Genomic DNA, 24,330 nt, shown 5'->3' on the forward strand with positions numbered 1-24,330 from the left:
CGTCGGTCCGGTCAGGGCTGGTCTCGGTCGGTGCGCGGCCAGGTCGCGGGCCGGGGACGCCAGCCGAAGATCGGATCGGTGGTCTCGACGGATCCGCAGCGGATGCACCGGGTGTAGGTGTCCTCGCCGTAGCCGGCCATGGACGGCACCTCGTCGCAGCTGATCTCGTCGACCGCGCCGCAGACCCGGCAACGGATGGACCCCCCGTCGGGTCCGCACTGGCTGAAGATCGGCTCGTCGGGATTGGTGTCCGGCGGAGGGTGCCCGCTCATGCGGTGCCTCCCGACGTGTTCCAGGGCCGGTGGCGGGCGGTGGCGGCCAGCAGTGCGGCCAGGCCGGGCTGGGTGGCCGGGGTGTCGTCCGGGTCGGGGGAGTCGTCGACGAGCAGCCACGGATGCTCCTCACCGATCGGGCGGGTGAGCTGGTAGACGCGGCCGTCGGCGTCGACGGCGTCGATGCGGCGGGCCTGCCGCGGCTGGCCGTCGACGGTGATGATGTCGTCGTAGCAGGCGGCCCAGGCCAGCAGCCGCGCGTCCGGCTCGGTGGCGCGGATCAGCCGCAGGATGGTGTCGAGGGTGGCCCGGTAGGGCGTCGGCGCGTCCGGTGTGGTGAGGCTGACGGCGAGGCGGTGCAGCAGCATGGGCAGCCCGGCCGGATCAGTGAGCAGGTCGTCTCGGTGCAGCGGGAACTCCACGCTACGCATCGCGCGTACCGGCGCCGGCCCGGCGGCGCTCACCGCCCGGTCGTGGATGAGCAGCAGCGTCGCGGGCCGGCCCCAGCCGACCGTGTCGGCGTCGGAGTCGACGGCCAGCAGGCAGCCGGCGAGGGTGTGGACAGCGGCGGAGGACAACACATCGGTCTCCTTGTCATCGAGGAAGGCGAAGGACCCCGCAGCCGGTGGCTGCGGGGTCCTTCGGGCATCAGGAACGGGCGCCTCGGTGGCCGGCAGGCTGCGTGCCGGGACGTGGCCGCGGCCGCTGGCGCCTGGCATCTGCGGGCGGGCCGGTGTGGAACCGGCTGGGGGATCGGGGGCGGTCAGCGGTAGTGGCGGTCGCGGCCGCGCCGGGCAGGTAACGCGGCGCGAGGGTCGTGCTCGCGCACGCCGCTGCCGCAGCGTTTGGCCGCATACATGGCGGCGTCCGCCTCGGCGAGCAGCTGCCGGGGACCGGTGTGCCGGTTGTGGCTGTGGGTGTGCCCCACCGACGCGGTCATCCGCAGCTCGCCGTTGACCACGCGGATCGGCGCGGCGGCGATGACCTGCCAGGCGGCGTGGGCCGCGGTGGCGGTGTCGTCCCGGCCGCCGGACACGAGCAGGGCGAACTCGTCGCCGGACAGCCGTGCCGCGGTGTGCACGGGTGCGGGCAGGCTGGCCAGCCGCCGCGCGACCCGCTCCAGCAGGTCGTTGCCGGCGTCGTGGCCCAGGGTGTCGTTGACGGCCTTGAACCGGTCCAGGTCGAGCAGCACCACCCCGACGGGAGTGCCGTCGGCGAGCGCGGCGCGCAGGCGGGTGAGGAACAGCCGCCGGTTGGGCAGGTCGGTGACCTCGTCGTGGGTGGCTTGATAGCGGGCCGCCTGCAGGGCCTGCTGCTGGCGCCAGAGCAGCGCTCCGGCGAGGGCGAGACCGGCGAGGATCCCGCCGGTCACGGTAGCGATCGTGGTCAGGGTGGGAGACACTCGGGGACGCTCCTTGTGTGTGAAGGAGCACCGGGGGCGGGCGTGAGTCGCCAAACTGTGACGCCCGCCCTCGGGCTGCCGGGGAGGTGAATTACCGGACGGTGGCGGGGGCCAGCTGGTAGGTGGCGGGACGCTCGACCGTCTGCACCGCCGCGCCGGAGGCGACGAGCTTGATGGCGGCGTTGGCCACCGCGCCGGCACTGGCCTTGGCCGCGCCACTGCCCGCGTTCGCGGCGTCGATGAGCTTGCACAGCTCGCCGGTCCTGTAGGCCCGGTCGGGGTGCGCCTCGAGGATGCCCAGGACCGCCCCGCGCAGCGAGCCGCCCGTACGGCGCGCCGGCGAACGGTCCCCGCCGCGAGGCCGGTCACCGGCGTCGCCGCCAGTAGGCTGGCCGGACTCCGGCGCGTCCGGCTCGGGTTCCCTCGGCGCGGTGCCGCTGTCGACTGGTGTACCGCTGCCGGCTGGTGTGCCGGTGTCGTCCGTGGGGGCGGACCCTGCGGCGCCACGCCGCGCCTCGACGGCCTCGAGGTGCGAGGACTCGGCGGCGGGTGCGAGCGCGTCGGCCCCGGCGGGGTGCGGGTCACCGGCGGTGGCAGTGGCGGCGTGGCCGGCGTCAGTGAGGCGCCAGAGGGTGCGGCCGTCACCGGCGGGAAACCGCTCGGCCTGCCCGGTGCCCTCCCAGGCGCGCAGCTTGGGGGTGGTGGTGGAGTAGCCCAGCCCGGCCCGTTCGGCGACCTCGGCGGCGGTGGCCTCGCCGAGCTCGGCCAGCGCCGCGAGGACCTTGATCGCGCTGTGCGCGGGCGGGCTGTGCATGTGCGTGTCGGTCATCCTGTTGTCCTTTCCTCCTGAGGGCTGGTGCGATCGAGGTCCGCGCACTGATCCACGCTTCGATGGCGGCGCTGATCAAGTGCACGGACCGCATCTCGGGACGGGCGCGGGCGTGTGCCGATGAAGCCGGCATCCGGTGCGCTGGGTCTGGTCCGGAACTCCGGGCAGTCCGCGCCGTCCGGTGGAAGCCGCCGAATGGGCACCACGGCGGCGGGTGGGGCAGGGCGAGAGGCGCCGGCAGCGGCTGCATGCCGTCGACGCGGAATCACGCCGGTGTGGGTGATGCGGTGGCGCACGACCGGAGCGGGAAGAGGGAAAAGCGGCCTGTCGGCGGCCCACCTGATCTGGGCCGCCCCATGCCCCGGGGCGCCCGGCGACGCGTGCGGCGGCCGCGCCGAGGGCGGCCCGCGTGAAGGCGGGTGCGGCCCGGCCGGGTGATGCGGGCTCGTCGGTTCGCGGGCGCGGGCTGTTAGCGGCTGACAGTCGAGCCGTGTGATTCAGGCTGTGCGGCGGCATTGCCGACGACCGGCGCCTGGGCGCCCATGCCGATGCAGGACCGCCCGGCGGTTAGAGGGCGACGGCGAGCAGCCGCTGGTCGGGGGCGAGGGTGTCAAGGTGGGCCAGGGCCTGCTCGAGGTAGGTGATGCGGTGGGCGAGGGCGTCGCTCGCCGGGGCGAGGGTGCGGCCGTCGACGGTGAGCATCGCGTCGCCGGCGACGGCGCGGGCGGCACTGTAGTGCTGGTAGGCGGCCTGGCCCGCCTGGTACATCTCCAGCTCGCCGACGGCCGGTTGCCCGGGGCCGGGCGCGGCGGCGGCGTGCAGCCGCACGGCGTGCACGCGGGGCTGGGCATGGAAGTCGGTGACCGCGGCGGTGAGCGGATAGCGGTCGGGATCGGTGAGGTGGCGGGTTTCGTAGACCGGCCACGGGGTGGCGGCTCTGGTGCCGTGCACGAGCTGCTGCCAGATCTGGTGGCGGATGCCGGCGCCGACGGCGGCGGCGTGGCGCATGCCGGCCAGGTCCAGTAGTCGCACCGGTCCGCCCGCGCACGGCGCGGGCCGGCCCGGCCGCAGGCCGACCATGAGGCGTCGGTGCCACGGCCGTAGCCGCGGTGCCGCCCAGAACAGGGGTGTGAGGCTGCCGGCGACACCGAAGTGTGCCTCGAGGTGGTGACGGGTGAGTGCGGCCGCCGGTAACTCGTCGGGAAGGCAGATGATCATCGTGGCGATGGTCGGGGCCGTTACCGGGGACGGCCGCGTGGCGGCGATCGCCCGACGGAGGGCCGCCGGGGTCGCGGACGCTGCGGTGCCCGTCGTCGCGGCAGGTGGTGTCGGAATCGTGGCCACGCGGCTGCCGTGGCGGGTGAGCGGGGTGCCGTTGTGTGAGGACATCGGTCTCCTTTCGTCAGGCGCGCGAGAGCGCAGCAATAGCCGGCCCAGCGGTCGCATGGGCCGGTGCACGGCGATCAGGGGAGAGGGCGGTGCGGTGTGACCTCAGGTCGCTGCGCGAGGCGCGTGCCGACCGGCCGTGGCGGGTGGGCATCGCGTTCCGCTGGAGTGCGGCGGTGGTCCTGAGGTGGGACCGGACCGGGTGATGCAATCGGGGTGTGGTGTTGCCGGAACAGTAGCGGCAGCATCTGGCAGCGCCCGTTGTCGGTGCCGCGCCGGGAAAGCGCCGTCAACCTGCACTGTCAGACCCATCTGGCGGCCGGAGGCGCCCTGTCGGTCGGAGCTGTCAGATTCGCTGGACCTGACAGCCGTCCAGCGGGTGTGGCAGGGCGAGCACGGCCCCGAGCGTCGCGGTGTGGCCGTCCGACGTGGGGCGCCCAGATCAGCAGCCGCAGCGGGAACGTATGACGCAGATCGTGGTACACCCAGCACCGGCGCGGCAGCTCCGGCCCCACCCCACCGGTCACCGCGGCCTTCATCCGCTCCCACGCCGCCCACCGAACCCGGTCCCATCCCGGGGCCGTGACCATCCGCCCACCGGCGCCGATGAACATCGCCAGCGGATCGATACCGTCCCGGTCTCCCATACCGCGATCCGCCGCAGCCGAGAATCCATACCCCGGATCGACATGGTGACCGTATCGCCCTCGAGCTGATCCCCGGCGGGGCGAAGAAGAGCCTGTCCGCCGCCCGGGCCAAGGCACTGCTGGCCACAGTCAGACCCCGGGACGCGGTCGGCAAGGCTCGACGCCGGGTCGCCGCGGAGCTGATCAGCGACCTCGAACGGATCTATCGACGCACCAGGGAAGCCGACAAGGAACTGAAAGAACTGGTCGCCTCCACCGGCACCACATTGATGGACCTGCACGGCATCGGGCCCTCCGGCGCCGCCCGGCTGCTGGTCGACGTCGGTGACATCACCCGGTTCCCCAACCGAGCCCACTTCGCCTCCTGGAACGGCACCGCCCCCATCGACGCATCCTCCGGCGATCAGGTACGCCACCGACTCTCCCGCGCAGGGAACAGACAGATCAACCGCGTGCTGCACATCATGGCCACCGTCCAGCTACGCAACCCCAGCGAAGGACGCGCCTACTTCGACCGGAAAAAGGCCTCCGGCAAGACATCAATGGAAGCGATGCGCGCCCTGAAACGACGCCTGTCCGACATCGTCTACCCGACACATGATCAACGACGCGGTGGCCACGGCGGCGGGCCCGGGAGGACAACGGGGAACGGCAACTGGCTCCAGCGTGACCGGCTCTCATCCCCAAGCCGGCTCTTCGGAGAAGTCACTTCCCGGACCCGCCGAGACCCAGGATAAAGCTCTCCTCCCGGCGGTGTCTTGACACAGAGGGGAGCCTACTCATCCCTGCGTAATCTTCGGTGGTTCCGCTCGGTTCGCCGGGAGCGGCTGCGTGGCGTTGGCGGCCGTCAGGTCGGTGCGGACTGGAGGGTGTCCGCGACCGGGTGGCGTGCGGCGGTCAGCGCGGGGAGGGCGGTGAGCGCGGCGACGGCGAGCAGGACTCCGAGTGCGGTGGCGAGCAGCCAGGAACCGGGTGGGTACTGGACCTCGTCGGTGCTGAGGGACGCAACAAGCCCGATGCCGGTCGGGATCCCCATGGCGACGCCGGGTATGGCGGGAAGCAGCTGCGCTGCCGCCAGGCCCACGCCGGCCTGCGCGGGTGTGGCACCGAGCGTCCGCGCGACGGCCAGCGGCTGCCGGGCGTCGAGTACCGCGGTCCAGGTGCTCACGACGGCGTTGATGAGCGCAAGGATGCACAGCACGACGGTGAGCAGGAGCATGGCCTGCTCGCCCCGTTCCCACCGGGGATTGGCGAGCTGCGTGTAGCCGAGGTCGAAGCGCACTACACGGGTGTTTTCCATGAGTATGGCGACGAGCGTGGTCGTGGTGATCAGGGTGTTCACCATGACGAGTCGGGCGCGGCGTGGCCGGCGCGCGTTGATGCGCACTCCGATCAGCAGGGCGGTCGGCAGCCGGCGCGACAGCCAGATGCGCCACCGTCGGCGCCGAGGTGGCGTTGCGGCGTCGGCCAGTGCGTGAACGGTGCTGGTGGTGGCGGCGCGCACCACCGGTGTCAGAGTCGCCGCCACAGCGATCGTGAGGGCGAGGGCCGTGACGGCGATCACTATGCGCAGCGCGGGTGGCTGGGTGTTGACGGAGCCGATGAGTCCGGCGCTGGGGCGGATCAGCACGGGTGCGGCGAACCAGCCGGCGGCCAGGCCCGTGGCGGCGGCGGCGAGCCCGATGACGAGGTATTCGGCGAGGTGGACGGCGGCGATCATGGCTGGTCCGGCCCCGACGGCCTTGAGCAGCCCCACCCGGCGGCGCTGGCCGATGATCCGGCCCGCGACGATGCCGGCAACGCCGGCCAGCGCAAGGCCGGTGAGCAGCCAGCTGCCGACGAGCAGCACTGTTCGAGCGTCGCTGTACAGCCGACCGTTGAGGTCGCTGATCCTCTGCCAGGTGGTGAGTTGTTCGCTGACGGTGTACCTGGTGCTAGCCGCCGGGTCGGCGAGTTTGAGGTTCAGGGTGTAGGACAGCGGCTGGCTGCCCGCGAGCATGGCGATGTCGCTGTGGTCGACCCAGACCAGGCCGCCGCGCTCGACCAAGATGCTGCCGGAGTAGTGCCACCCGGCGTACGGATATGTCGCTCTCGCGGCGGTGACCGCGGTCCCGGTCACGCGCAGCGGGTGGCCGTCGATGTTGACCGTGTCGCCGGTGCGGATGCCGAGGGCGTCGGCGAAGAAGCGCTCGACGACCACGCCGCCGGGGCGTACCCAGGTGCCGTCGGTCACGGCGGGCCGGTCGGTCGATACGGGTGTCGTGTCCCGGCCCTCGACGACGGTGTGCGCGGACTTGCCGCGGGCCGTCATCGTCAGGTATGCGATCGGGAAGGGGCCGCTGTGATCGGTGACGCCGGCCGCGGTGGTCAGCGATGCGAGCTCGTCCAACGCGGCCTGGCCGGTGGCCCGGGGTGTCACGATCACGTCCGGGCCGGCGGTGGCGGTCCGGGTCTGCTGGTACGGCCGGTCGGCGAGTTCGTTGAGGGTGAGGCCGAGGGTCAGCGTCGCGCTGGCGGCGGCGATGGCGACCAGCAGCAGCACCGTCTCCGTTCGACGCCGGCGCAGGTCCCGCACCAGCAGCCGGCACACGAGCAGCAGGCGGCCGGCCATGTCAGCGCCACCCGCCGTGGACGGTGCCGGTGGCGGGGCTGGCGAGCTGGGTGTCGTCGGCGAACGCCCCGTCACGCATGTCGATCACCCGGTCGGCGACCGCTGCGATACGGGCGTCGTGGGTGACCACCACCAGGGTCTGCCCGGCCGTACGCAACTCCTCAAACAACCGCAGCACCTCCAGGGTGGCGGCGCTGTCCAGGTTCCCGGTGGGTTCGTCGGCCAGCACCACCAGCGGCTCGTTGCTCAGCGCGCGGGCGATGGCGACCCGCTGGCGCTGGCCGCCGGACAGCGCCGACGGCAGGTGCTTGGCGCGGTCGGCGAGTCCGACCTGGTCCAGTAGGTGCATGGCGCGTTGTCGGGCCTTGCGGGGTGACTGTCCGGCCATCAGCGCGGCCAGTTCGACGTTCTCCACGGCGGTGAGTTCCTCCATGAGGTGGAAGGACTGGAAGACGAACCCGACGTTGTCGCGTCGCAGCCGGGCCAGGGCCCGTTCGCTCATCGTGTCGATCCGGCGGTCGGCCAGCCACACCTGCCCGTCGGTCGGGCGTTGCAGCCCGCCGAGCAGGTGCAGCAAGGTGGACTTGCCGCAGCCGCTGGGCCCCATCACCGCCAGTACCTGCCCGGCGGGCACGTCCAGGTCAACCTCGTCGACCGCGCGCACCAACGAGTTGCTCCAGCCGTACTGTTTGGTCAGCCCGCGCGCCTGCAGCACCGTCGATCCGGTCACGCCTCCGCCTTCCGCCCGGTCCGATCACGCTCGGTCCACATGCGCTCGCACGCCTCCAACCAGTCCAGGTCGGCCCGCAGCCGCAGCACGACCCCTTCCAACAACAACCCGACGACCGGATCCACCGACCGCTCCAACGCAGCCCGCTGGGCATCCCGCAACCGGCGCAGCAGCTCGCGCCGCTGCGCATCGACCAAGGCCACCGGATCGGCCAGCCGGGCAGCAGCAGCGGCCACCAGCTTGAGATGAAACTCGCTGAGGTCCGGCTTCGGCCAATTCACCTCCGTTAGCCACGCGGCGACCCGCTGCTGCCCCGCCGGGGTCAGCGAATAGACCCGGCGGTCGGGCCGGTCCGGCAGACCCTCGGCCCGCTCCGACGTCACCAGCCCTGCCTTCGCCAGCCGGGCCAGCGTCACGTAGATCTGCCCGGCGTTCATCGCCTCGCCGAGCGGGCCGAGCGCGCCACGCAACCGGCTCCGCAGCTCGTAGCCGTACGCCGGCTCCTTCGCCAGCATGGCCAGCACCACATCCTGCACCCGGCACACCCTCCGTAGATCGACTATAGATAACCGCTATCCATGACGCTGTCAAATCGGAAGGGGCGGCGCGTGGCAGACAGAGCCGGCCGCCTACCACAATGGAGGTTCTGCGCGGATGGGTTAGAGGCGGCGAGGATCACAGCCCTCGCTGATAAACGACGCCCGTGCACGCACATCGGAAGCGGACACCGCACCGGTGTCGCAGAGCGGTCGGTAGCAACTCACCGTGGTCTCGATCAAGGCACGTGGTCGGCAAGGTCGGGTCGACTGCGCGCGACGACGCCTCGCCCTGAGACATCTCGGAATCTCTGGAGAACCGTCCCACTTGGGCTCGTAGCCGAGCGCGGCACCGCGGCGCCGGCCGTCGGCAGGTCGGCGACCGTGACCGCGCGCATCGGCTCGACCGGTAGCCGTAGCCGTAAACGGGCCCACTCCCGGCCGTCCGGCGACCGCCGGGCTGACGCGCCTGGTCATCCCAACCCGACGGCTGGCGGCGGCCTCACGGCCGGTGGCGGCCCTACGCCGGTGGCGGCCCTACGCCGGTGGCGGCCCTACGCCGGTGGCGGCAGGGAGCGGGCCGGTGTCCCGTCGTCGGACAGACCGTAGCGGTGGATGAGCCGGGCCGCTGCGCTGTCGCCGGCGTCCGAGCGCAGTCGCGCCAGGCCGGTGAAGGCGCTGTAGGCGGCACCCCGGTTGACGGCTTCGATGAGGATCTTCTCTGCGGCGAGCGGGTCGCCTGCCGTCCGGAGTTCGTCGGCCAGGGCGAGCATCGCGCTGGTGTCCCCGTGCCCGGCGGCCTGCCGGCGGAGGCGTCGCGCCCCGTCCTGGTCACCGGCGTGGGCCCGGCGCCAGGCCAGGTTTCGCAGCGCCGACGGTTCGCCGTGGGCGGCGGCGGCGCGTGCGGCGAGCACCTCGGCACCGGCGTGATCACCGGCCTTGTCCCGCGACTCGGCGAGGTCGGCCAGTGGTTTGACCCAGCCCATCATCGCGGCCCGGACCGCGATCGCCGTAGCGCCGTCGTGGTCGCCGGCACCCTCCCGAAGACTGGTCAGGCGAGACGCGGCACGTCGGTCGCCCCGGTCCAGGACCTGCCGGTAGAGCGCCTCGGCCCCAGCGGTGTCGCCGGAGTGCTCGCGGTGCAGGGCGAGCGCGATCAGCGGCATGGTGTCGCCCCGGTCGGCGGAGCCGGTCGCGAGAACCAGCGCACGTTCCGGGTCCCGCGTCACGCGGAGTCTCGTCAGCCGCGCTAGTGCGAACGGCACCTCGTGGACGTAGGCCTTCTCAGGAGAAGCCCTCCGACCGTCCAATCCTGTGGACGGCGGCTGTCCTCGGCTTGGTCCACCGTCACCTCGCACGTCAACCACTGGGCAGGGCGACAGAGTACTTGTCAGCCGGGTGGAGGTCTCGGGTCATTCGTTGCGGCCACGACGTGGAGTGCGGCCCGGTGCAGACCCTTCACCATCGCCCGAGGAAGAAGGGCTAATCGTGGTCGATCTGGGTAAAGCGGTGCGGGTTGGTGGCGGGGTTGTCGGGGCCGTGGTCGGAGGGAAGCTCGTGCAGCCAGCGGCGCGTCCCGGGATCGGCGGCCAACGTCCACGCCGGCCCGGCCGGGTGCTCGTCCTGGACACCGGTGGCGACGGGCATGGCGGTGGGAACACCGGCGAGGGCGCGCAGGAGGTTGGCTTCGCGGCGTCGGCTGCGCACACGCAGCAGCACCGGGTAGCGGGGCCCGAACTGCGCGAGACGCTCGTAGCCGCGCAGCTTCCGCAGGACGATGGTGAGCGGTTCGGTGCCGTTGTCGTGTTCCAGAAAGAACCCCACCTGCTGGTTGTCGGCGCACCACACTCCGTGGGCGTCGGGTCGGATGCCGGCGATGGCGTAGGCGGCGGTGGCGTGCTGTTCGGACCACCACCTCGCCAGCCGCGCGCCTGGGTGATGGCGTGCGTGAGCGAGGAGGTCGACGAACAGCTGGTTGGTGCCGAGTAGGTGGGCGAGTCGGCGGCTGCCGACGATGCGTTCGGTGCGTTCGAGGCTGCTGCGTGGTGGTCGGGCGTCGGGCCGGTCGGGGTCGTTGTAGGCGGTGGGGTGCACGAGCATGCCGAGGGGACCCAGGGCGTAGAGGTACTGCCCGTCGCCGGTGGTGATGTCGACGAAGCGGCTGACGGCCTCGATGCTGTGCAGGGTGGCCAGGCGCAGCCGGGCGGACCGGCGGGAGGGGAACAACGCCTCGGTGATCTGGTCGGCCGAGAGCACATAGTGCTCGGCGAGCCAGGCGAGGAGCTGACGGTCGCGCAGGGTGAGCCGACGCAGGTGCTCCAGACGCGAGCGGCGGCTGGCGGTGCTGCGCGAGGCGACGAGGCGCGGGTGGGATGACGGCGGGTGGAAGACAGGACGGTCGGTAGACACGTGCGGACGTCCCTTCAGGGAGGAGATGGATCCCCTCCGGTGGAGGGGTGTCTGAAATCAGGGCTGGTCGTGACCGTGCCCGCGGGACGCCGTGTGCTGCGCTGACAGCCCGCCCGGGCCTGCTGGTGAGCGGCGGTCGGCGTCATGCGGGTGAAGGGCGGGGGGAAGCGTCTGCGGAAGGGGTGACGGAAGCCCCACCGGGGCCGCTGACAGACGCCGGTGCGGTCGCCGGCACGCGCGTGCCGGTAGCGCGTCGTCGACCGGCGTCAGGGCTTGGCCTGGTCTCTGCGGGACGCGCGGGGGTGGGTGGGCGGCGTCGAGTAGCGGGCAACCAGAGCGTCGATGGCGCCGACGTCCTGCACCGGAACGGCCGCCGCCGCGGCCTGCCGGATCGCGGCCGCCTCGCCGATCAGCGGCTTGGGTGGGCGGGTCTTGAGGGTGAACGCGGACGTCTGCCGGCCGTCGACGACCAGGCGGGTCGCGGCGGTGTAGGCGTCGAGGTGGGTCAAATCGTGTTCATCGAGCTCGGGCAGCGTGTGACGGGCCAGGACACGGGCGTCCTCCGGCGCGCACGAGAAATAAATCTTGTTGCGGGCGTTCGCCGACACCGCGGCGAGCAGATCCTTCGGGAACTGCGCCAGGTCCTGATGCGACAGCACCAGCGACAGCCGGTACTTGCGGGCCTCGGCGAGCATCGTGTCCAGCGACGTGGCGAGGGTGAGGAAGTTCTGCGCCTCGTCGATGATCAGCGTGGCGTCACGGCGCCGCTCGGGGGCAACCCTCGCGCGGGCGGTCGCGGCCTGCCACACCTGCGCCAGCATGAGAGAGCCCAGCAGCTTGCTGGTGTCCTCGCCGAGCTGGCCCTTGGGGATCCGCACGAGCAGCGCCCCGCCGTCAAGGACGGCGCCCATGTCGAAGCTGGAGCGCGGGTAGCGCATGGTGCGCTTGACGAAGTCACGCAGCAGAAACGCGCGCAGCCGGGCGAGGACGGGTCCGATGACCTGAGAGCGCAGGGCCGGGTTGAGGTCGTCGTACCACTGCCAGAAGCCGGACAGGCCGGCCGGATCGTCGAGGTCGACGGTCATCGCTGAGCGGAACTGGGCGCTGTTGAGCAGGGGCGGGATGTGCTGCAGGGTGACGTTGGCGTGGCGCAGCAGGGTCAGGCAGGCCACCCGCATGACGTCGTCCATCCGCGGCCCCCACGCCTTGGCGAAGATCGTCCCGAAGATCGACACCAGGTTGTCCACCACCAGGTCCGGGTCGTCCCCGCACAGCGGGTTGAGCGTCGGCGGGTTCGGCTGGTCGGGGTCGAACAGCACCACCCGGTCCGCCACCGCGGCGGGCAGCCGGTCGAGGATGTCCAGGACCAGGTCGCCGTGGGGGTCGATCACGACGGTGCCGCGGCCGGCGGTGATGTCGTCCACGGCCATGTTGACCAGCAGCGTCGTCTTCCCCGAGCCGGTGGACCCGACCACGTGCAGGTGATAGCGGGCGTCGGGGACGGACACGGCCACGCCGTGGCCGCCGACCTGCGCGTCGCCGATCATCTTCGTGCCGCGCCCGCCGGTGGGCACGGCGACCGGGGCGGGCATGGACTTCGCCCGCGCCCGGTCCAGGCCGGGGACGGCCAGGTCCTGGGGCAGCGCGGCGAGCGCGGCCAGCTCAGGGCCGCAGGTGAGGAACCCGGCGCTGAGGCGCCGGGCCGCCAGCACCGCGCCCGGAGCCGACATGGGGATACGGCGGGTGAGGCGGTTACGGCCGGAGTACACGGCGAACGAGGAGGCGATGGTTTCGGCGATCCCCCGCAGCCGTGGGCGCGGGTCGGTGCCGGCCCGCCGGCTGTCCTTGGCGACGGCGTAGCGCACGGCGGTCTCCCACAGCTGATAAGAGCTCTTGTCGAGGATCGCCCGCACGTCGCGCTCCACGCCTGGGTCCCGACGGGCGCCCGGACCGGATCGGGCGGGGCTCGCGGTGCGGACGGGCAGGACCATCTCGAGCAGCCACAGCAACGGCGCGGCCGGGTTGATCGCCGGTAGGGCGGCCCTGCCGTCGCGCAGCCGCGCGGCGGCCCGCCGGGCGCGCCCGGCGCGCCGCGCTGTCGCGGGTCGGGCGAGGACCTGCACACAGGCGCGCTCGTCGGCGCGCAGCTGGGCGGCGGCGGACATCAGCGCGCGCAGCGGATCGTTGTGGTGGTCGGTGGCCAGGGGCAGCCACTCGGCGGCCACGGGCAGCAGGTGCCCGCCCACCGCCGCCGGCGCCGTCGCGGGGGCGGGCGCGCTGGCCTCGCCGGTGGTGCAGGCCGCGCCCGGCCACGCCGCGCGCACGGCGGCCTCGACCGCGCCGGGCGCGACGGTGCCGGGCACCCACACGCTGATGAGCAGCCGCCGCCCCGCCCACGTGTACTCCCAGGCGACGTGCGGGATGCCGTAGAGCAGCCGGTGTCGGCGCGACGGGGTGAGGGTGCCGGCGAGGTTGGCCCACAGCGCTTCCGCGCTGTGCGGGTCGACCTGCGGCGGCGCGGCGATCGTGACCAGACGGGCGCCTTCGGCGTGCCGGCGGTGCCGCCAGAGCCGCAGCAGGTTGCGTGAGGCGATGGAGGCGACCAGGACGGTCGCGGCGGCGGCGAGCAGCCAGGGCCGCCGTGCCGCCCAGTCGGCGGCGTCGAGCAGCCAATGCGCGAGGCCCGCCGGCGGGGCGACGACGTCGGCGCCCGGCCCCCAGGGGTGGGGTTCGGTCGCCGGTAGGCACTGGTGAGTGGTGGACGGCCAGGTCACAGCTCGTCTCCTTCGTCCTCGAGGTCGGCCAGCTCACTGGGGCGGGTGGTGCACAGCAGATGCTCGGCGGGGGAGGCGATGGCGTCGAAGCTGCTCCGGTTGGTGCCGCAGATCAGCAGTCCCGTGCCTACCCGGGCCGCGAGCAGCAGCCGCCGCTCACCGGCGGTCAGGCCGAACGCGTCGCCGATCGCGTCGATCGCCTGCGGCGCCTGCTTGAGCAGCACCTGGGTGGCGGCGTTGGCGACGACGGCCCGCCCGAGGTCGCTGCCCAGCACGTCGGCGACGTCCTGGGTGATGACGGTCAGGCCGGCGTGGCGTTTGCGGGCGGCCTTGGCCATGCGGAACAGGAACCGGGCGCCCTCGCCGTCGCGCATGAGCAGCCACGCCTCGTCCACGACCACCAGCCGCCGCGCGGCCGGACGGTCGGGGGCGTCGACCTGCCGCCAGATCGCGTCCAACGCCAGCAGGGTGCCGACGGTGCGCAGCTCGTCAGGTAGGTGCCGCAGCGACCACACGACCAGATGCCCGTCGGGACGGGTGGTGGTCGGTCCGTCGAACAGGTCCGAGAACGACCCCTGCACCCACGGCGCGAGGCGGGCGGCGAGCCGCCCGGCGGCGGGGTCGTGGTCGCTGTGCAGGCAGCCGGCGAGGTCGCGCAGCAGCGGGGCGGGCCGGTGGTGGGTGGCCGGGTCCGCGGTGATGCCCGCACTCCGGTAGACAGCCAGGATCGCCCGGTCCAGGGCGGCCCGCTCGGCGGGCGGCGGCTGCCCTCCGAGCAGCACGCCGACGAGGGTGTGCAGGAACAGCCCGCGCCGGGTCAGCACGTCCGGGCGCCGGTCGCCGGCCGGCACGTCGAGGGGGTTGACCTTCACCCCGGCCACGCCGAGGCGGACCACGGTGCCGCCGACCGCGTCGGCCAGGCGCGGGTACTCGTCTTCGGGATCGATCACGGCGACCTGCACGCGCTGGTAAAGGTTGCGCAGGATCTCCAGCTTCACGAAGTACGACTTGCCGGCGCCGGATCGGGCGAGAACGACGCTGTTGTGGTTCTCCTGCGCCCACCGGTCCCACCACACGATGCCCTGCGAGTCCGGGTTCACCCCGTAGAGCACCCCGCCTTCTGCGGGCGGGTCGCCGGGCAACGGCGCCGGCAGATCCGCCGACGCGAGGGGGAACGCCGCGGCCAGGGCGGCCGTGTCCATGGTGCGGCGCACCTGCAGCGAGTCCGTGGCAAGCGGCAGCGTGGTGCTCCACCCGGCCAGATGCCGCCAGGTGGCCGGTTGCACCTCGATGAGCGTGGACGCGGCGGCCGCCTTCACCTGCGCGCACGCCTCCCGCAGTTCCTCTTCGGTGCGGGCGTGCACGGTCAGGTACAGGCCGACGCGGAACAGCTTGGCCGCGCCGCGGGCGAGCCGCTGCGCCAGCTCCGCGGCGTCGTCGGCGGCGGCGTCGACGCTCGGGTCGGGCAGCTTGCCCCGCCCGGCGTCGGCCCGCCGGCTCGACTCGAAACGGGCCCGCTGGGTGCGCAGCCGGGCCGCGGCGACCGGGGCGGGCAACGGATCGATGTGCAACGCCAGGTCCAGCCGGCCCGGCCACGACAGCAGGGGTTCCAGCCAGGCCGGGCCGACCTCGGCCGGGTAGCCGGTGACGACGAGGGTGGCGGCGTAGCCGTCGCCGACGCGCAGCCCCCGCGGGGTCACCTCCACCGAGGCGGGCGCGACAGCGGCCGCCACCTCCCGCGCCCGCCGGCCCTGCTGGGATCGGTTGCGTCTGCTCATGCCTGTCAGCTCCCTTCGGATCGTTGGCGTGCTGTGGATGCGGTGATGACGGCGTCGGGGGCCGCGAGGCCACCCGGGCGGGGCGGCCGGTAGGGGTCCGCCGCGGCGGCGAGCGCGGCCGTGACGGCCGCGCCGTCGAGGGCGCGGGCGGTGACGCCGAGGCCGGACAGCGCTCGCGCGATGTCGTCGGCGCGCCGCCGGGCGGCCCGCTCGGCGCCGTTGACGCGGGTGACGATGAGAACCTGCCGGCGCAGCGGATCACGCCGGGTGGCGAGGTCGTCGAGGAAGCGGGCATGGTCGCCCGCCGCGTCGCCGAGCGCAGCGTGCGGCAGAGCCCCGGCGGCCTCGGCGAGGGCACGGGCGGCGCAACGCAGGTCCACCGGCTGGGCGGACACGACGATCTGCGTCGGCGTGGACAGCGAATTCAGCCACCGGCCGAACGTGTCCACCAGCGCCACCTGCTCGTCAGGGGTGCGCAGGGCGAGGTTGACGCTGGTGGCGGCGACCAGCGCCGCCCGCGCCCCTCCGAGGCGGACCTCCCCGCCGTCGTCGATCGCGTCCGCGGGCAGCGTCAACGGCCCCGGCAGCGGCACCGTCGGCGGGGCCTGCACCCAGTCGGGCAGCGCGGTGCTCGTGTCGGTCGTCGACAACGCCCGCGGCGCCCGCGCATGCCGCACGGCGGCGAGCAGCCACACGTCCAGCGCCAGCCCGTCCCGGCGGCCGACGGCCACACCGAACACGAGGCCGCTGAGCACGACGGCGGCACCGACCAGCACCGGCACAGCGACGACCTGGTGCAGGGCTCGCCACGCCGCGTAGAGAACGAGCGCGGCGACCGCGAGGATCGCCAGCTGCCGGAACGTCAACCCGTACAGCACCTTGTCCGGGGCGTCGACGTCCGCGGGCATCCGCACCCGCGACGAATCCGGGCGCTCGTCGTCGCGGCTCATCGACCTACCGCCTTCAGCCCGCGGCCCAAGCCGGGAACCGTACGGGTGGCCTGCTGCACGACGATGACCCGCACGGCCGCGCCGAGCATGTTCACCCCGCGGCCGCTGGCGCCCGTGCTCACGAAGCGGCGCATCAGGGACGGCACCCGCAGCGTCGTCCACAGCATGACCATGACCACGAACAGGTTGATCGCCCCGCCCGGCTCCGCCGGCAACCCGAGCACCGGCAGCAGATGCTGCGGGTCGGTGAGCATCCACTGCCCGGCGTAGAGGGTGAAGCCCTGCACCACCGGCACGGCCAGGACCCCGCTGTACGAGCGCCACCACAGCTGCGCCACCGGATCCGTCTGCGGCAGCGCGTGACACGCCAACGCCAGCGGCGCGACCGCGGTCAGGACGATCACGACGGCGAAGCGCACGATCACGCTGAACGCGGTGCCCGCGAGCAGGACGGCGATGATCCCGACGCAGACCACGAACAGCAGCACGGCCGACTTGTCCTGCCCGGCGCCGATGTGGGCCCTGATGGCCCGCAGCGCGCCGTCACTGTCACCGTCGGGGGTGCTCAGCGCGCCGGTCAGCGCGTTGGCCAGGTCCACGAGCATCCCGCACCACAGCTGCGAGAAATGCGCGGCCACGAACCCGACGATCAGCCTCGGCACGAGGTCCTTGATCGTGTAGCGGCTCGTCTCACTACCACCGGCGGTCATGGTGAGCACCCCGGCGGCCACAAACGCGAGAACGAAAACGGCGTCGACGACGAGCACCGAGCGGCCCGTCAGCGCCTGCACCTGCGGCAAACCGGTGACATCCGGGGTGATCAGCAACGCGCTGCTGATCACCGCGAACAGTGCGTCCAGGGTCGCCAGGATCGTCGCCGACAGCCAGTCCAGAATCTGGTCGAACAACCAACCCATGATCAACCCCCGACGATCCCTCGGACGATCTGCAGCAGCACCGGGGCCAGAACAGCCAGGCCGTAGCCGATCAAGGCGTTGCGCAGCGCGCCCTTGGCCTTGTCGACCTGGGCCGGGTCGCCGCCGGCGGTGGACCAGTAGACGCCGGCCAGAACCAGGAACAGCGTCGCCAGCGCGGTGAGGATGCCCATCAGCCAGGCCTGCAGGTTGGCGATCACGACCGGCAGCGGATACGGGCCGCCGTCCTGCGGGTCGGCAGGGGCGGCGAGGGCAGCGGCGGGCACGGCCAGCACCAGGGCGGTGACAACAACGACCGTGGCGGCGCGGCGGACGGTGCGCCAGCGGGTGAGGGCACGAGAGCGTGCCGGGACGCGGAACATGGACGATGTCACCTCCGGCCCGCCCAGCGGAGCGGGCGGACAATCGCGAACGGTTAGAAGGGCGGGCCGCCGCCGGGCCGCACGAGGGCAGGGGCGTGACGCCGCGGCGGTCCTCGGGAGGAGCTCGTCCTCCCATTCGGGTCGGCGGTATCGATGAGGTGTCAGCGCATCAACGTGGCGCGGCACCCGAGGCCCACAGCGTGTGCCGGCCATGCCTTGCCGGCCCGGCGGCGGGCGGAGGTCGCGCCGTGCGAGTCCAGGCTTTCTGGCCGCCGGTTGGAAACCTCCGCACCCTCAAACCGGTCCCTGTCAGCCTGGGCGAACGCCCTCAGGCTCTGGCAGGAGCTGGCACGGCTCGTTCACGGGCACTCGCCGGATCTGACAGGGCCGCAAGCGCGCGGTGAGCCGCGGAGCTTCCGCTCGCCCGAAAAGGCGCAACGCGGGACGTCTCACAGGCTGCCCGTCTCACCCCTTGTCGGACCGGTGTCAGGGGAAACGGCCGCACGGTGCCCGGCCCGGAGCCGCGGGACAACCGGCGACCCGCTTGCGCCCAATCCGTCGGCCCGCCAGACGGACAGCAGGAGCGTCTCGCCCCCTGACGAGGTGGCGGCGGGAACCCGACACGGCTGCGGGCCCGACCGTTGACGGTCGGGCCCGCAGCGTCTGGTTCGGATCAGGCAGCCACACCGACCGGCGCCCCGCCGCCGGGGCAGGCCCCGGCGGCGCGCCCGGCACGAGTCCTGCCCCGGTGCGTGGCGCTCGCCGCGAGGTCCGCGGCGGCCTGGGGGGACGCGACGCCGGTAAGCAGCCCGCCCGCCAACGCGCGGGCGATGCGCTCGTCGATGCGCCGCGCCCTCATCCTGAGGGCGTCGACGGTGATGCCCATCGCCGCGGCGATCGGCTCGATCGCCCGCCGCCCCAGCCGCAAGTCGATGTAAGGCTGCTCGTCATCGGCATCCAGCAGACCGAGCTGGACCGCCCGCTTCACAAGCAGGTCCGGGTGCCCGTAGGGCACCGTGGGAGTGCGCGGCCCGACAACATGCTCGATATCCTCGACCGGCACACTGCGACCGGCGGTGCGGCGCAGCTCGTACCCGGCCCGCCACGCGGCCATGCACAGCGACGCGTAGGGCGCCGGCTGTGACAGGTCCACCCGGTCTCGCAGCGCCGTCAGGAACCCGGTGAGGATCTCCGCGTCGATGTCGTGGGCGTCACCGGACCACCCGCGTCGCAGCCGGCCGGCATAGCGGCGCAACGCCGGCAACGCCATGCCGGCCGCGGCGACCACCCACGCCGGGCCGTCCAGCCGCGCCCGCAGGATCACCTCCCGCCATACCGCGTCCCGCGCCGGGTAGGCACGCGGATGCGTCAGCAGCCAGGCGCGCACCGCCGGCAGTGCCATGACACCGCCCGGCAGGCCGCCGGCGTCGCCCAGCCTGGCCATGTCGAGTGTCATCGGGTCGGGATCGCCGGTCAGCGCCGCGAAGGCGGCGTCGACGGCGTCCAGCGGCGAGTCGGGCCAGTCCGCATGAGGTGCAGCCATGTCAACAACTCCAGGTCAGAATGGCGTCCGTGACGCGTCGGTGCATGACAGCCGGGCTAAGGCGGCGCCACCGATTGCGCCACGACGACCTCACCGATCTCTGACAACGAAAGCCACAGGATGCGCACGGGTGGCGGGAACAGCCGAGATCGGTGGCGCCCTGTCAGAGATGCTGTGCCGTTCGTGGTGGGCCGTGACCGATGCGCGCTGACAGATCCCTGTGACCCGGACCTTGACGACCTTCACCTGCGCCGACCTTGGCGCCTGCGCGGTCGGGCACCTCGGCTACGACGCCGGACGCGGCCGCAGCCAGACTCTGACAGCGGTCCTGTCAGAACCCCAGGTCTGACAGCCTCTGCTGCCAGACCTGGGCAGTTCTGAGGACGCCTTCTGTCAGCCCGGTCGGGACCGGACATCGACATCGATGCCAGGCCGGCCTCACCGGCTACGGCGTGACGTGACATGACCGACGGACGCATGACAATGGTCCGCTTCGATGACAGTGACAGCCACGGGCCCGACCGCGACATCACCGCCGCTGTCAGAACATGTCAGCGTCCGACAGAGCCGCCGACCACCCGCTGTCACCCCAGCGACCCGTCGCCAACGCCATGCGCGCGGTGGTTCGCGGTGGGTCTGTCAGAGGGCTGTCAGACCCGAGGGCGTTCGCCCAAGCTGACACAGGTCGGTTTGAGGATGTCAGCGCACCACGGCGCGGCGCGGAGCCGACACCACATGAGCGAGCACACGCCGCAGCACCCCGACCCTGCCCGCCCCCACGACCCGGCACCTGCCAGGACCGACCCGACCCAGACCGACCTCATCGCCGGTGACCCTCCGGTGCCGATCACGGTCTGGCGCACCGCCCGCACCGACGCCGACACCGGCCGCGCCATCGGCACCCGCCTGGCCTACCGCCTCGTCGCCGCATACAGCCGCCCCGGCGACACCGTCATCGACTGCACCGACGGGCACCTCCTCGCCGGCGCGTGCGCCGCCGGACGCCGGCAGCACCACCCCGGCTGGTTCACCGAGGCACCCCACCTGCTCATCGGCCCCGCCACCCGCCCGGCCCCCGACCCGTCCGCCGCCAACGACGGCGACCTACCGGACATGACCGCCTGGTTCGGTGACGACCTCACCGACCTGCCGGACACCGACGACCACCACACGCCGCCCACGACCGGACTCGTCGTCGCCTCCTGGCCCCTCGACGAGCAGGAGCCCGCCAACCGCGTGCGACTGGCCGTCCTGCTGGCCACCTGCGCCCGGCTGCTACGTCCCGGCGGCTGCCTCGTCCTCGTCGTGACCGTCCCCGCCGGCACCGTCACCACGCCGCCGGACCTCAGCCCGCTGGCCGCCGCGGCGGGCAAGGCCGGGCTGGGCTACCTGCAACACATCGTCGCGGTCACCGCGGACACCGGCGCCGACACCTTCGTCTACCACGCCACCGACGAGGAACTTCTCACCCTCACCGAGCAGCGCAGCGGCCAGCCATGGACGCACAGGCACCACCGCGTCCATGTAGACCTGCTCGTGTTCAGCCCGCCGACCGCAGCGCCGCAGCGCCACCGTGCGGACGGAGGCGACCGCCGTGGCTGACCACACGTCCTCGGCCGCCGACCCAAACCCACCAGACGCCACCGAGGCCGACCACGATCGGCGCGGCGCCTACGAGGGCCGCCACCGCGCCCCGCAGGGACCGGAGCACCTGTCGGTGTGGACGACCGCGCAGCAGACGGGGCCCGTGCAGCGTCGCGGCCGCTACGTCCCCGGCTCCGTCAAGCACCCTGCCCGGATGCTTCCGGCCATCGCCGCCCACGCCATCCACGCCTACACCCAGCCCGGCGACCTCGTCCTCGACCCCATGTGCGGCATCGGCACCACCCTCGTCGAGGCCATCCACGCCGGCCGCGACGCCCTCGGCGTCGAGTACGAACCCCGCTGGTCGAACATCGCCGACGCCAACATCACCCACGCCCACACCCAAGGCGCCACCGGCCGCGCGTCCGTGATCCGCGGCGACGCCACCCGCCTGAACTCGTTGCTGCCCGCCGCCCTCACCGGGCAGGTCACCCTCGTGGTCACCTCACCCCCGTACGGACCCACCGTCCACGGCCTCGTCCGGCCCGGCGAACACGGAGTGACCAAGTTCGACAACTTCTACAACGACGGCACCGACCGCGGCAACCTCGCCTACCGCGACCTCACCGGCCTCACCGACGGCTTCGAACAGATCCTCACCGGCTGCGCCACGCTGCTACGACCCGGCGGCACCGTGGTCGTCACCGCCCGACCCTGGCGCAAGAACGGACAGCTGGTCGACCTGCCGTCCGCGGTCATCGCCGCCGGCCTGCGCGCCGGCCTGCTCCCCACCGAGCGGTGCGTCGCCCTCCTCGCCGCGCTCCGCGACGGCCACCTCGTCGCCCGACCCTCGTTCTTCCAACTTCAGGCCGTGCGCAAGGCCCGCACCAGCGGCACCCCGCTGCACCTGATCACACACGAAGACGTGCTGATCTTCCGCCAACCAGCACAGCCACCCCACGCGACCTCAGCGTAGGCGGGCCGTCTCGATGACCACCGCCCGCCGCAGCCGGGCGCTACCCCTCGCCCATCGACCATTCCCCGGGCAACGCCCGGCGCACTGCGGCGAGCCCGTCCGCCGTCGCCGCACGCACCCACAACCACGTTCCGGCGTCCTCACGCAGGACCACCCCTGGCCCGTCGAACCACCGCATCGGCCCGCCGCCCGGCCCGGCCCAGAACGGGTAGTCCGGCATCGGCAGCCGACGAAACCGCGCCTGCAGCAACGCGACGGCCGCATCGTCCAAGTGACGGCTGTCGGCGAACATCGCATCCGAAAACATCCATTCCGACAGCACCATCTCCACGCACGCCAACGACACCCGATCGAGAAAGGGCTGCCACACGCGCTCGGCAGGCCGGACCGCGTCAACCCGGAACTGCACCGGCGGGTCAGGCTCGGTCACCGCCGACAACGGAACGCCCCACTGGGCAACGTTCTGGTTCTCCACCCGGAAGACCAGCACCTGACCCGTCTCGTCGACGCGAACCTGATGCGGAGCAAGCAGGCGATCCTGGCTCCGGGTCAGATCAAGACGCCGGCCGAACAGCGCGTATGCCCCCCACAGGGAAGCGGGCAGGGCGAAACCCAGCTGGGTCTCCGCGGCCCGCAACTCGCCGTCGTCGCGGCCGTCGCCGAGCCGGATCGGACTCGCATAGGCGGCGGCGAAGCGCCGGATGAATCGCCACGCGCCATCGGCGTCGCGAACGCCCCGGGCAAGGCCATCGTGAAGATCAAACCCGCCGTTCATGAGCGACACCGTAGCCGCCGCTGCACCGCGACCACCGGAGACCGTCGCCTTGTTCGGGCCCTGGATCGACTGTTCGCCATCACCTGCCCTGCCACGGCTGTGCACCCCGGCGATGCCCCGTCACGCGGCACCCCGGCAGCGACACCCGACCACTTGACGGGGGCGCCAGGGCGGGAGGTGCGTGATTGGCCACCGACCCGCACTACGCATCGGATCGTTGAGCACTGGCCTACGGCGGCCTCGACCTGGCCGTCGCGCTGGTGCTCGGCGGCCGCCTCACCTGGTACGCCGAAACCGACCCGACACGCTCGCACCGTCTGCGCCCATCACTGGCCGCACGTGCCCAGCCTCGGCGACATCCGCACCATCAACTGGACCCACGTCCCGCCGGTCGACATCCTCACCGCAGGCTTCCCCTGCCAGGACATCTCCAACGCCGGCAAAGGCGCTGACCGCCGCCGTTGCAAACACCGCTCAGCTGTGGCAGGACACCGAGCAAGCGCGGTACCGCCGCGCCTACCCGCGCCTGCTGGGAGACCCGCAGCCGCTGCCGCCGAGGTGGTTGGCGCGACTGCGCGAAGCCGTCGCCAGCAAGTCCTCAATCTCGGCGTAGGGGAGTCACGTGTACGCAGTCATCGACCTTGAGACGACGGGTCTTCGCACCAGCTGGGACGACCGAATTGTCGAGGTGACGGTTGTCCACGTCGACGAGCACGGCCGGGTTACGGACGAGTGGTGCAGTCTGGTCAACCCGGACCGCGACCTAGGGCCGCAGTTCATCCACGGCATCTCTGCGGCGGAGGCGCGGCGCGCACCCCGCTTCGAGCAGATTGCTGGCCACCTCGCCGCACCTTCCTGTACTGCGTCACGTGTCGCAGGCGATGCCGTCGCCGTCTCGGTCGAGCTTGTAGATGTCTGAGCCAACTACCCTGACCGGTCCGCGTACGTAGGCGGGGCCGTCGCCGCTGCCGCCGGCGCAGTCGACGTCGCTGGCGATGGGTACGCAGGCGCCGCTGTAGTTCGGGTCGCATTGCTGGGTGACCTTGGTGCCGACCCTGACGACCTGGGTGACGGGTGCCTTGGTGATTTGCGAGCGGACCAATTTCTTGGCTGTCTGGACGCCGTCGGTCAGGGTCACCTGGTAGGTGAGGGTCTTGACTCCCGCGACTCCGCGGGTGGTCACCTTTCTGGTGCCCTTGGGTAGCGAGGAGTCGTTGACGGTCCTGGTCTTGTACGTGATCTTCTGCGTCTCAGTGAGGGTACGGGTCTCGACCACTGGTGTGGCGGAGACCGTGGGAGCCACCGCAGTCGGCGATGTTGATGGCACGGCGGCGACGCCTGCCTCTGGGGGAGACAAGGGCGACGATGCCAGGTACCCCGCAGCACAGCACGACCAGCACCCCTGCGCTGATGAGCGCGATCTTGCCCTTGGACGCCTTCCGTCTCGCCGGCGCCTGGTTCCAGCTGGTAGCCGCTGGGAACTGCGCCGTCGGGTACGGCGGTACCTGGCTGCCGTAGCCGGCCTCCGGCTGGTAGGGCGGTGGTGGCGGTGGCGATGGAGGCGTTGGCTCCTGCCACGGGTCCTGCGGAGGCTGGTACGTCACCTGACCGAGTGTGCTGACCAGTATCAACGTTGGGCACCGGCCGGTCGGCCACGATGTGTGTCAGCATTTCGACCGACGGTTGCTCACGCGGGGCCAGAAGATCGCCGCAGGTGGCGGCGGAGGCGGTGGCTGCTAGACGAGTAGTTCCGAAGTCAGGGGTCGATGTCTGGGCATGAAGAGAGGGCATCCAAGATCATGTTGTGACGCAAGACCTGGATACCCTCTTG

23 protein-coding genes and 1 pseudogene are annotated in these 24,330 nt (G+C 72.5%); 6 read left to right on the forward strand and 18 right to left on the reverse strand.

The genetic code is table 11. From position 1 onward, the window contains the following. Window positions 1-11: 11 nt before the first annotated feature. From AB0I11_RS29185 to AB0I11_RS29205, 5 genes are all read right to left on the reverse strand, one after another. Window positions 12-272, reverse strand: coding sequence for a hypothetical protein (locus AB0I11_RS29185; RefSeq protein WP_357327685.1), 261 nt, complete (start codon window positions 270-272; stop codon window positions 12-14). Continuing rightward, window positions 269-853 (reverse strand): hypothetical protein, encoded by a 585-nt coding sequence (locus AB0I11_RS29190; protein ID WP_357327688.1) that lies wholly within the window; start codon window positions 851-853, stop codon window positions 269-271. Before AB0I11_RS29190 ends, AB0I11_RS29185 begins: the two co-directional genes overlap by 4 nt. Before the next feature lie 182 nt (window positions 854-1,035). Beyond that, window positions 1,036-1,674, reverse strand: coding sequence for a GGDEF domain-containing protein (locus AB0I11_RS29195; protein ID WP_357327691.1), 639 nt, complete (start codon window positions 1,672-1,674; stop codon window positions 1,036-1,038). A 91-nt stretch (window positions 1,675-1,765) separates the two neighbouring features. Continuing rightward, window positions 1,766-2,503 carry a MarR family transcriptional regulator gene (locus tag AB0I11_RS29200; protein WP_357327694.1) on the reverse strand — a complete coding sequence of 246 codons (738 nt, stop codon included), beginning with the start codon at window positions 2,501-2,503 and terminating at the stop codon, window positions 1,766-1,768. Between the two features lie 567 nt (window positions 2,504-3,070). Next, entirely contained in the window at window positions 3,071-3,535 is a 465-nt protein-coding gene (locus tag AB0I11_RS29205; RefSeq protein WP_357327697.1) for a hypothetical protein, read from the reverse strand. A gap of 1,270 nt (window positions 3,536-4,805) precedes the next feature. On the opposite strand from AB0I11_RS29205, the gene AB0I11_RS29210 reads away from it, so the two are divergent. Further along, on the forward strand, window positions 4,806-5,273 hold the full coding sequence (locus AB0I11_RS29210; RefSeq protein ID WP_357327700.1) for a transposase: 468 nt from the start codon (window positions 4,806-4,808) through the stop codon (window positions 5,271-5,273). 110 nt (window positions 5,274-5,383) lie between these two features. On the opposite strand, the gene AB0I11_RS29215 is transcribed toward AB0I11_RS29210, so the two are convergent. From AB0I11_RS29215 to AB0I11_RS29265, 11 genes are all read right to left on the reverse strand, one after another. Further along, window positions 5,384-7,147 (reverse strand): FtsX-like permease family protein, encoded by a 1,764-nt coding sequence (locus AB0I11_RS29215; RefSeq protein ID WP_357327702.1) that lies wholly within the window; start codon window positions 7,145-7,147, stop codon window positions 5,384-5,386. Window position 7,148: 1 nt separating this feature from the next. Next, the gene (locus tag AB0I11_RS29220) at window positions 7,149-7,877 is read right to left on the reverse strand and encodes an ABC transporter ATP-binding protein (protein ID WP_357327705.1); all 729 of its coding nucleotides are present in this window, start codon (window positions 7,875-7,877) and stop codon (window positions 7,149-7,151) included. Next, entirely contained in the window at window positions 7,874-8,413 is a 540-nt protein-coding gene (locus AB0I11_RS29225; protein ID WP_357327708.1) for a PadR family transcriptional regulator, read from the reverse strand. Before AB0I11_RS29225 ends, AB0I11_RS29220 begins: the two co-directional genes overlap by 4 nt. Window positions 8,414-8,967: 554 nt before the next feature. Continuing rightward, a complete protein-coding gene (locus tag AB0I11_RS29230; protein ID WP_357327711.1) occupies window positions 8,968-9,642 on the reverse strand; it encodes a hypothetical protein in 675 nt (224 codons plus the stop codon). A gap of 253 nt (window positions 9,643-9,895) precedes the next feature. Then, window positions 9,896-10,735, reverse strand: a complete 840-nt coding sequence (locus tag AB0I11_RS29235) for a replication-relaxation family protein (protein ID WP_357327747.1) — start codon at window positions 10,733-10,735, stop codon at window positions 9,896-9,898. A 353-nt stretch (window positions 10,736-11,088) separates the two neighbouring features. Next, window positions 11,089-13,491 carry a DUF87 domain-containing protein gene (locus AB0I11_RS29240; RefSeq protein ID WP_357327750.1) on the reverse strand — a complete coding sequence of 801 codons (2,403 nt, stop codon included), beginning with the start codon at window positions 13,489-13,491 and terminating at the stop codon, window positions 11,089-11,091. Window positions 13,492-13,592: 101 nt separating this feature from the next. After that, on the reverse strand, window positions 13,593-15,374 hold the full coding sequence (locus AB0I11_RS29245) for a DUF87 domain-containing protein (RefSeq protein WP_357327714.1): 1,782 nt from the start codon (window positions 15,372-15,374) through the stop codon (window positions 13,593-13,595). 5 nt (window positions 15,375-15,379) lie between these two features. Beyond that, entirely contained in the window at window positions 15,380-16,324 is a 945-nt protein-coding gene (locus AB0I11_RS29250; RefSeq protein ID WP_357327717.1) for a PrgI family protein, read from the reverse strand. Beyond that, window positions 16,321-17,241 (reverse strand): hypothetical protein, encoded by a 921-nt coding sequence (locus tag AB0I11_RS29255; RefSeq protein ID WP_357327720.1) that lies wholly within the window; start codon window positions 17,239-17,241, stop codon window positions 16,321-16,323. Before AB0I11_RS29255 ends, AB0I11_RS29250 begins: the two co-directional genes overlap by 4 nt. 2 nt (window positions 17,242-17,243) lie before the next feature. After that, window positions 17,244-17,621: a pilin gene (locus AB0I11_RS29260; protein WP_357327723.1), complete on the reverse strand. Its 378-nt coding sequence runs from the start codon at window positions 17,619-17,621 to the stop codon at window positions 17,244-17,246. A 673-nt stretch (window positions 17,622-18,294) separates the two neighbouring features. Further along, entirely contained in the window at window positions 18,295-19,164 is an 870-nt protein-coding gene (locus AB0I11_RS29265) for a hypothetical protein (RefSeq protein WP_357327726.1), read from the reverse strand. Between the two features lie 735 nt (window positions 19,165-19,899). Between AB0I11_RS29265 and AB0I11_RS29270 the strand changes: the two genes are divergently transcribed. Both AB0I11_RS29270 and AB0I11_RS29275 read left to right on the forward strand, forming a co-directional pair. Further along, a complete protein-coding gene (locus AB0I11_RS29270; RefSeq protein ID WP_357327729.1) occupies window positions 19,900-20,766 on the forward strand; it encodes a hypothetical protein in 867 nt (288 codons plus the stop codon). Then, window positions 20,759-21,724 (forward strand): DNA methyltransferase, encoded by a 966-nt coding sequence (locus AB0I11_RS29275; protein ID WP_357327732.1) that lies wholly within the window; start codon window positions 20,759-20,761, stop codon window positions 21,722-21,724. The genes AB0I11_RS29270 and AB0I11_RS29275 overlap by 8 nt, the downstream gene beginning before the upstream one ends. A 40-nt stretch (window positions 21,725-21,764) precedes the next feature. Here AB0I11_RS29275 and AB0I11_RS29280 read toward each other — a convergent pair whose 3' ends face one another. Further along, complete coding sequence (locus AB0I11_RS29280; RefSeq protein WP_357327735.1) at window positions 21,765-22,499, reverse strand: hypothetical protein; 735 nt, start codon at window positions 22,497-22,499, stop codon at window positions 21,765-21,767. A gap of 339 nt (window positions 22,500-22,838) precedes the next feature. On the opposite strand from AB0I11_RS29280, the pseudogene AB0I11_RS29285 reads away from it, so the two are divergent. The 3 genes and pseudogenes from AB0I11_RS29285 to AB0I11_RS29295 form a co-directional block, all read left to right on the forward strand. Next, window positions 22,839-22,898: pseudogene (locus AB0I11_RS29285) on the forward strand (hypothetical protein); the annotation flags it as partial. A 49-nt stretch (window positions 22,899-22,947) separates the two neighbouring features. Then, window positions 22,948-23,112 carry a DUF6218 family protein gene (locus AB0I11_RS29290; protein ID WP_357327753.1) on the forward strand — a complete coding sequence of 55 codons (165 nt, stop codon included), beginning with the start codon at window positions 22,948-22,950 and terminating at the stop codon, window positions 23,110-23,112. Between the two features lie 9 nt (window positions 23,113-23,121). Continuing rightward, the gene (locus AB0I11_RS29295; RefSeq protein WP_357327738.1) at window positions 23,122-23,418 is read left to right on the forward strand and encodes an exonuclease domain-containing protein; all 297 of its coding nucleotides are present in this window, start codon (window positions 23,122-23,124) and stop codon (window positions 23,416-23,418) included. Here the strand turns inward: AB0I11_RS29295 and AB0I11_RS29300 are convergent. Next, window positions 23,365-23,775 carry a G5 domain-containing protein gene (locus AB0I11_RS29300; RefSeq protein WP_357327741.1) on the reverse strand — a complete coding sequence of 137 codons (411 nt, stop codon included), beginning with the start codon at window positions 23,773-23,775 and terminating at the stop codon, window positions 23,365-23,367. The genes AB0I11_RS29295 and AB0I11_RS29300 overlap by 54 nt on opposite strands. Window positions 23,776-24,330 lie beyond the last annotated feature (555 nt).

The sequence above is a fragment of the Micromonospora sp. NPDC050495 genome, assembly GCF_040655175.1.
GTDB lineage: Bacteria > Actinomycetota > Actinomycetes > Mycobacteriales > Micromonosporaceae > Micromonospora.

What these genes read in the sequence shown, in the direction of transcription:
- AB0I11_RS29215 (WP_357327702.1), bottom strand. Translation starts at nt 7,147, where the DNA reads ATGGCCGGCCGCCTGCTGCTCGTGTGCCGGCTGCTGGTGCGGGACCTG.
- AB0I11_RS29255 (WP_357327720.1), bottom strand. Translation starts at nt 17,241, where the DNA reads ATGGGTTGGTTGTTCGACCAGATTCTGGACTGGCTGTCGGCGACGATC.
- AB0I11_RS29260 (WP_357327723.1), bottom strand. Translation starts at nt 17,621, where the DNA reads ATGTTCCGCGTCCCGGCACGCTCTCGTGCCCTCACCCGCTGGCGCACC.
- AB0I11_RS29270 (WP_357327729.1), top strand. Translation starts at nt 19,900, where the DNA reads ATGAGCGAGCACACGCCGCAGCACCCCGACCCTGCCCGCCCCCACGAC.
- AB0I11_RS29245 (WP_357327714.1), bottom strand. Translation starts at nt 15,374, where the DNA reads ATGAGCAGACGCAACCGATCCCAGCAGGGCCGGCGGGCGCGGGAGGTG.
- AB0I11_RS29250 (WP_357327717.1), bottom strand. Translation starts at nt 16,324, where the DNA reads ATGAGCCGCGACGACGAGCGCCCGGATTCGTCGCGGGTGCGGATGCCC.
- AB0I11_RS29185 (WP_357327685.1), bottom strand. Translation starts at nt 272, where the DNA reads ATGAGCGGGCACCCTCCGCCGGACACCAATCCCGACGAGCCGATCTTC.
- AB0I11_RS29200 (WP_357327694.1), bottom strand. Translation starts at nt 2,503, where the DNA reads ATGACCGACACGCACATGCACAGCCCGCCCGCGCACAGCGCGATCAAG.
- AB0I11_RS29280 (WP_357327735.1), bottom strand. Translation starts at nt 22,499, where the DNA reads ATGAACGGCGGGTTTGATCTTCACGATGGCCTTGCCCGGGGCGTTCGC.
- AB0I11_RS29265 (WP_357327726.1), bottom strand. Translation starts at nt 19,164, where the DNA reads ATGGCTGCACCTCATGCGGACTGGCCCGACTCGCCGCTGGACGCCGTC.
- AB0I11_RS29210 (WP_357327700.1), top strand. Translation starts at nt 4,806, where the DNA reads ATGGACCTGCACGGCATCGGGCCCTCCGGCGCCGCCCGGCTGCTGGTC.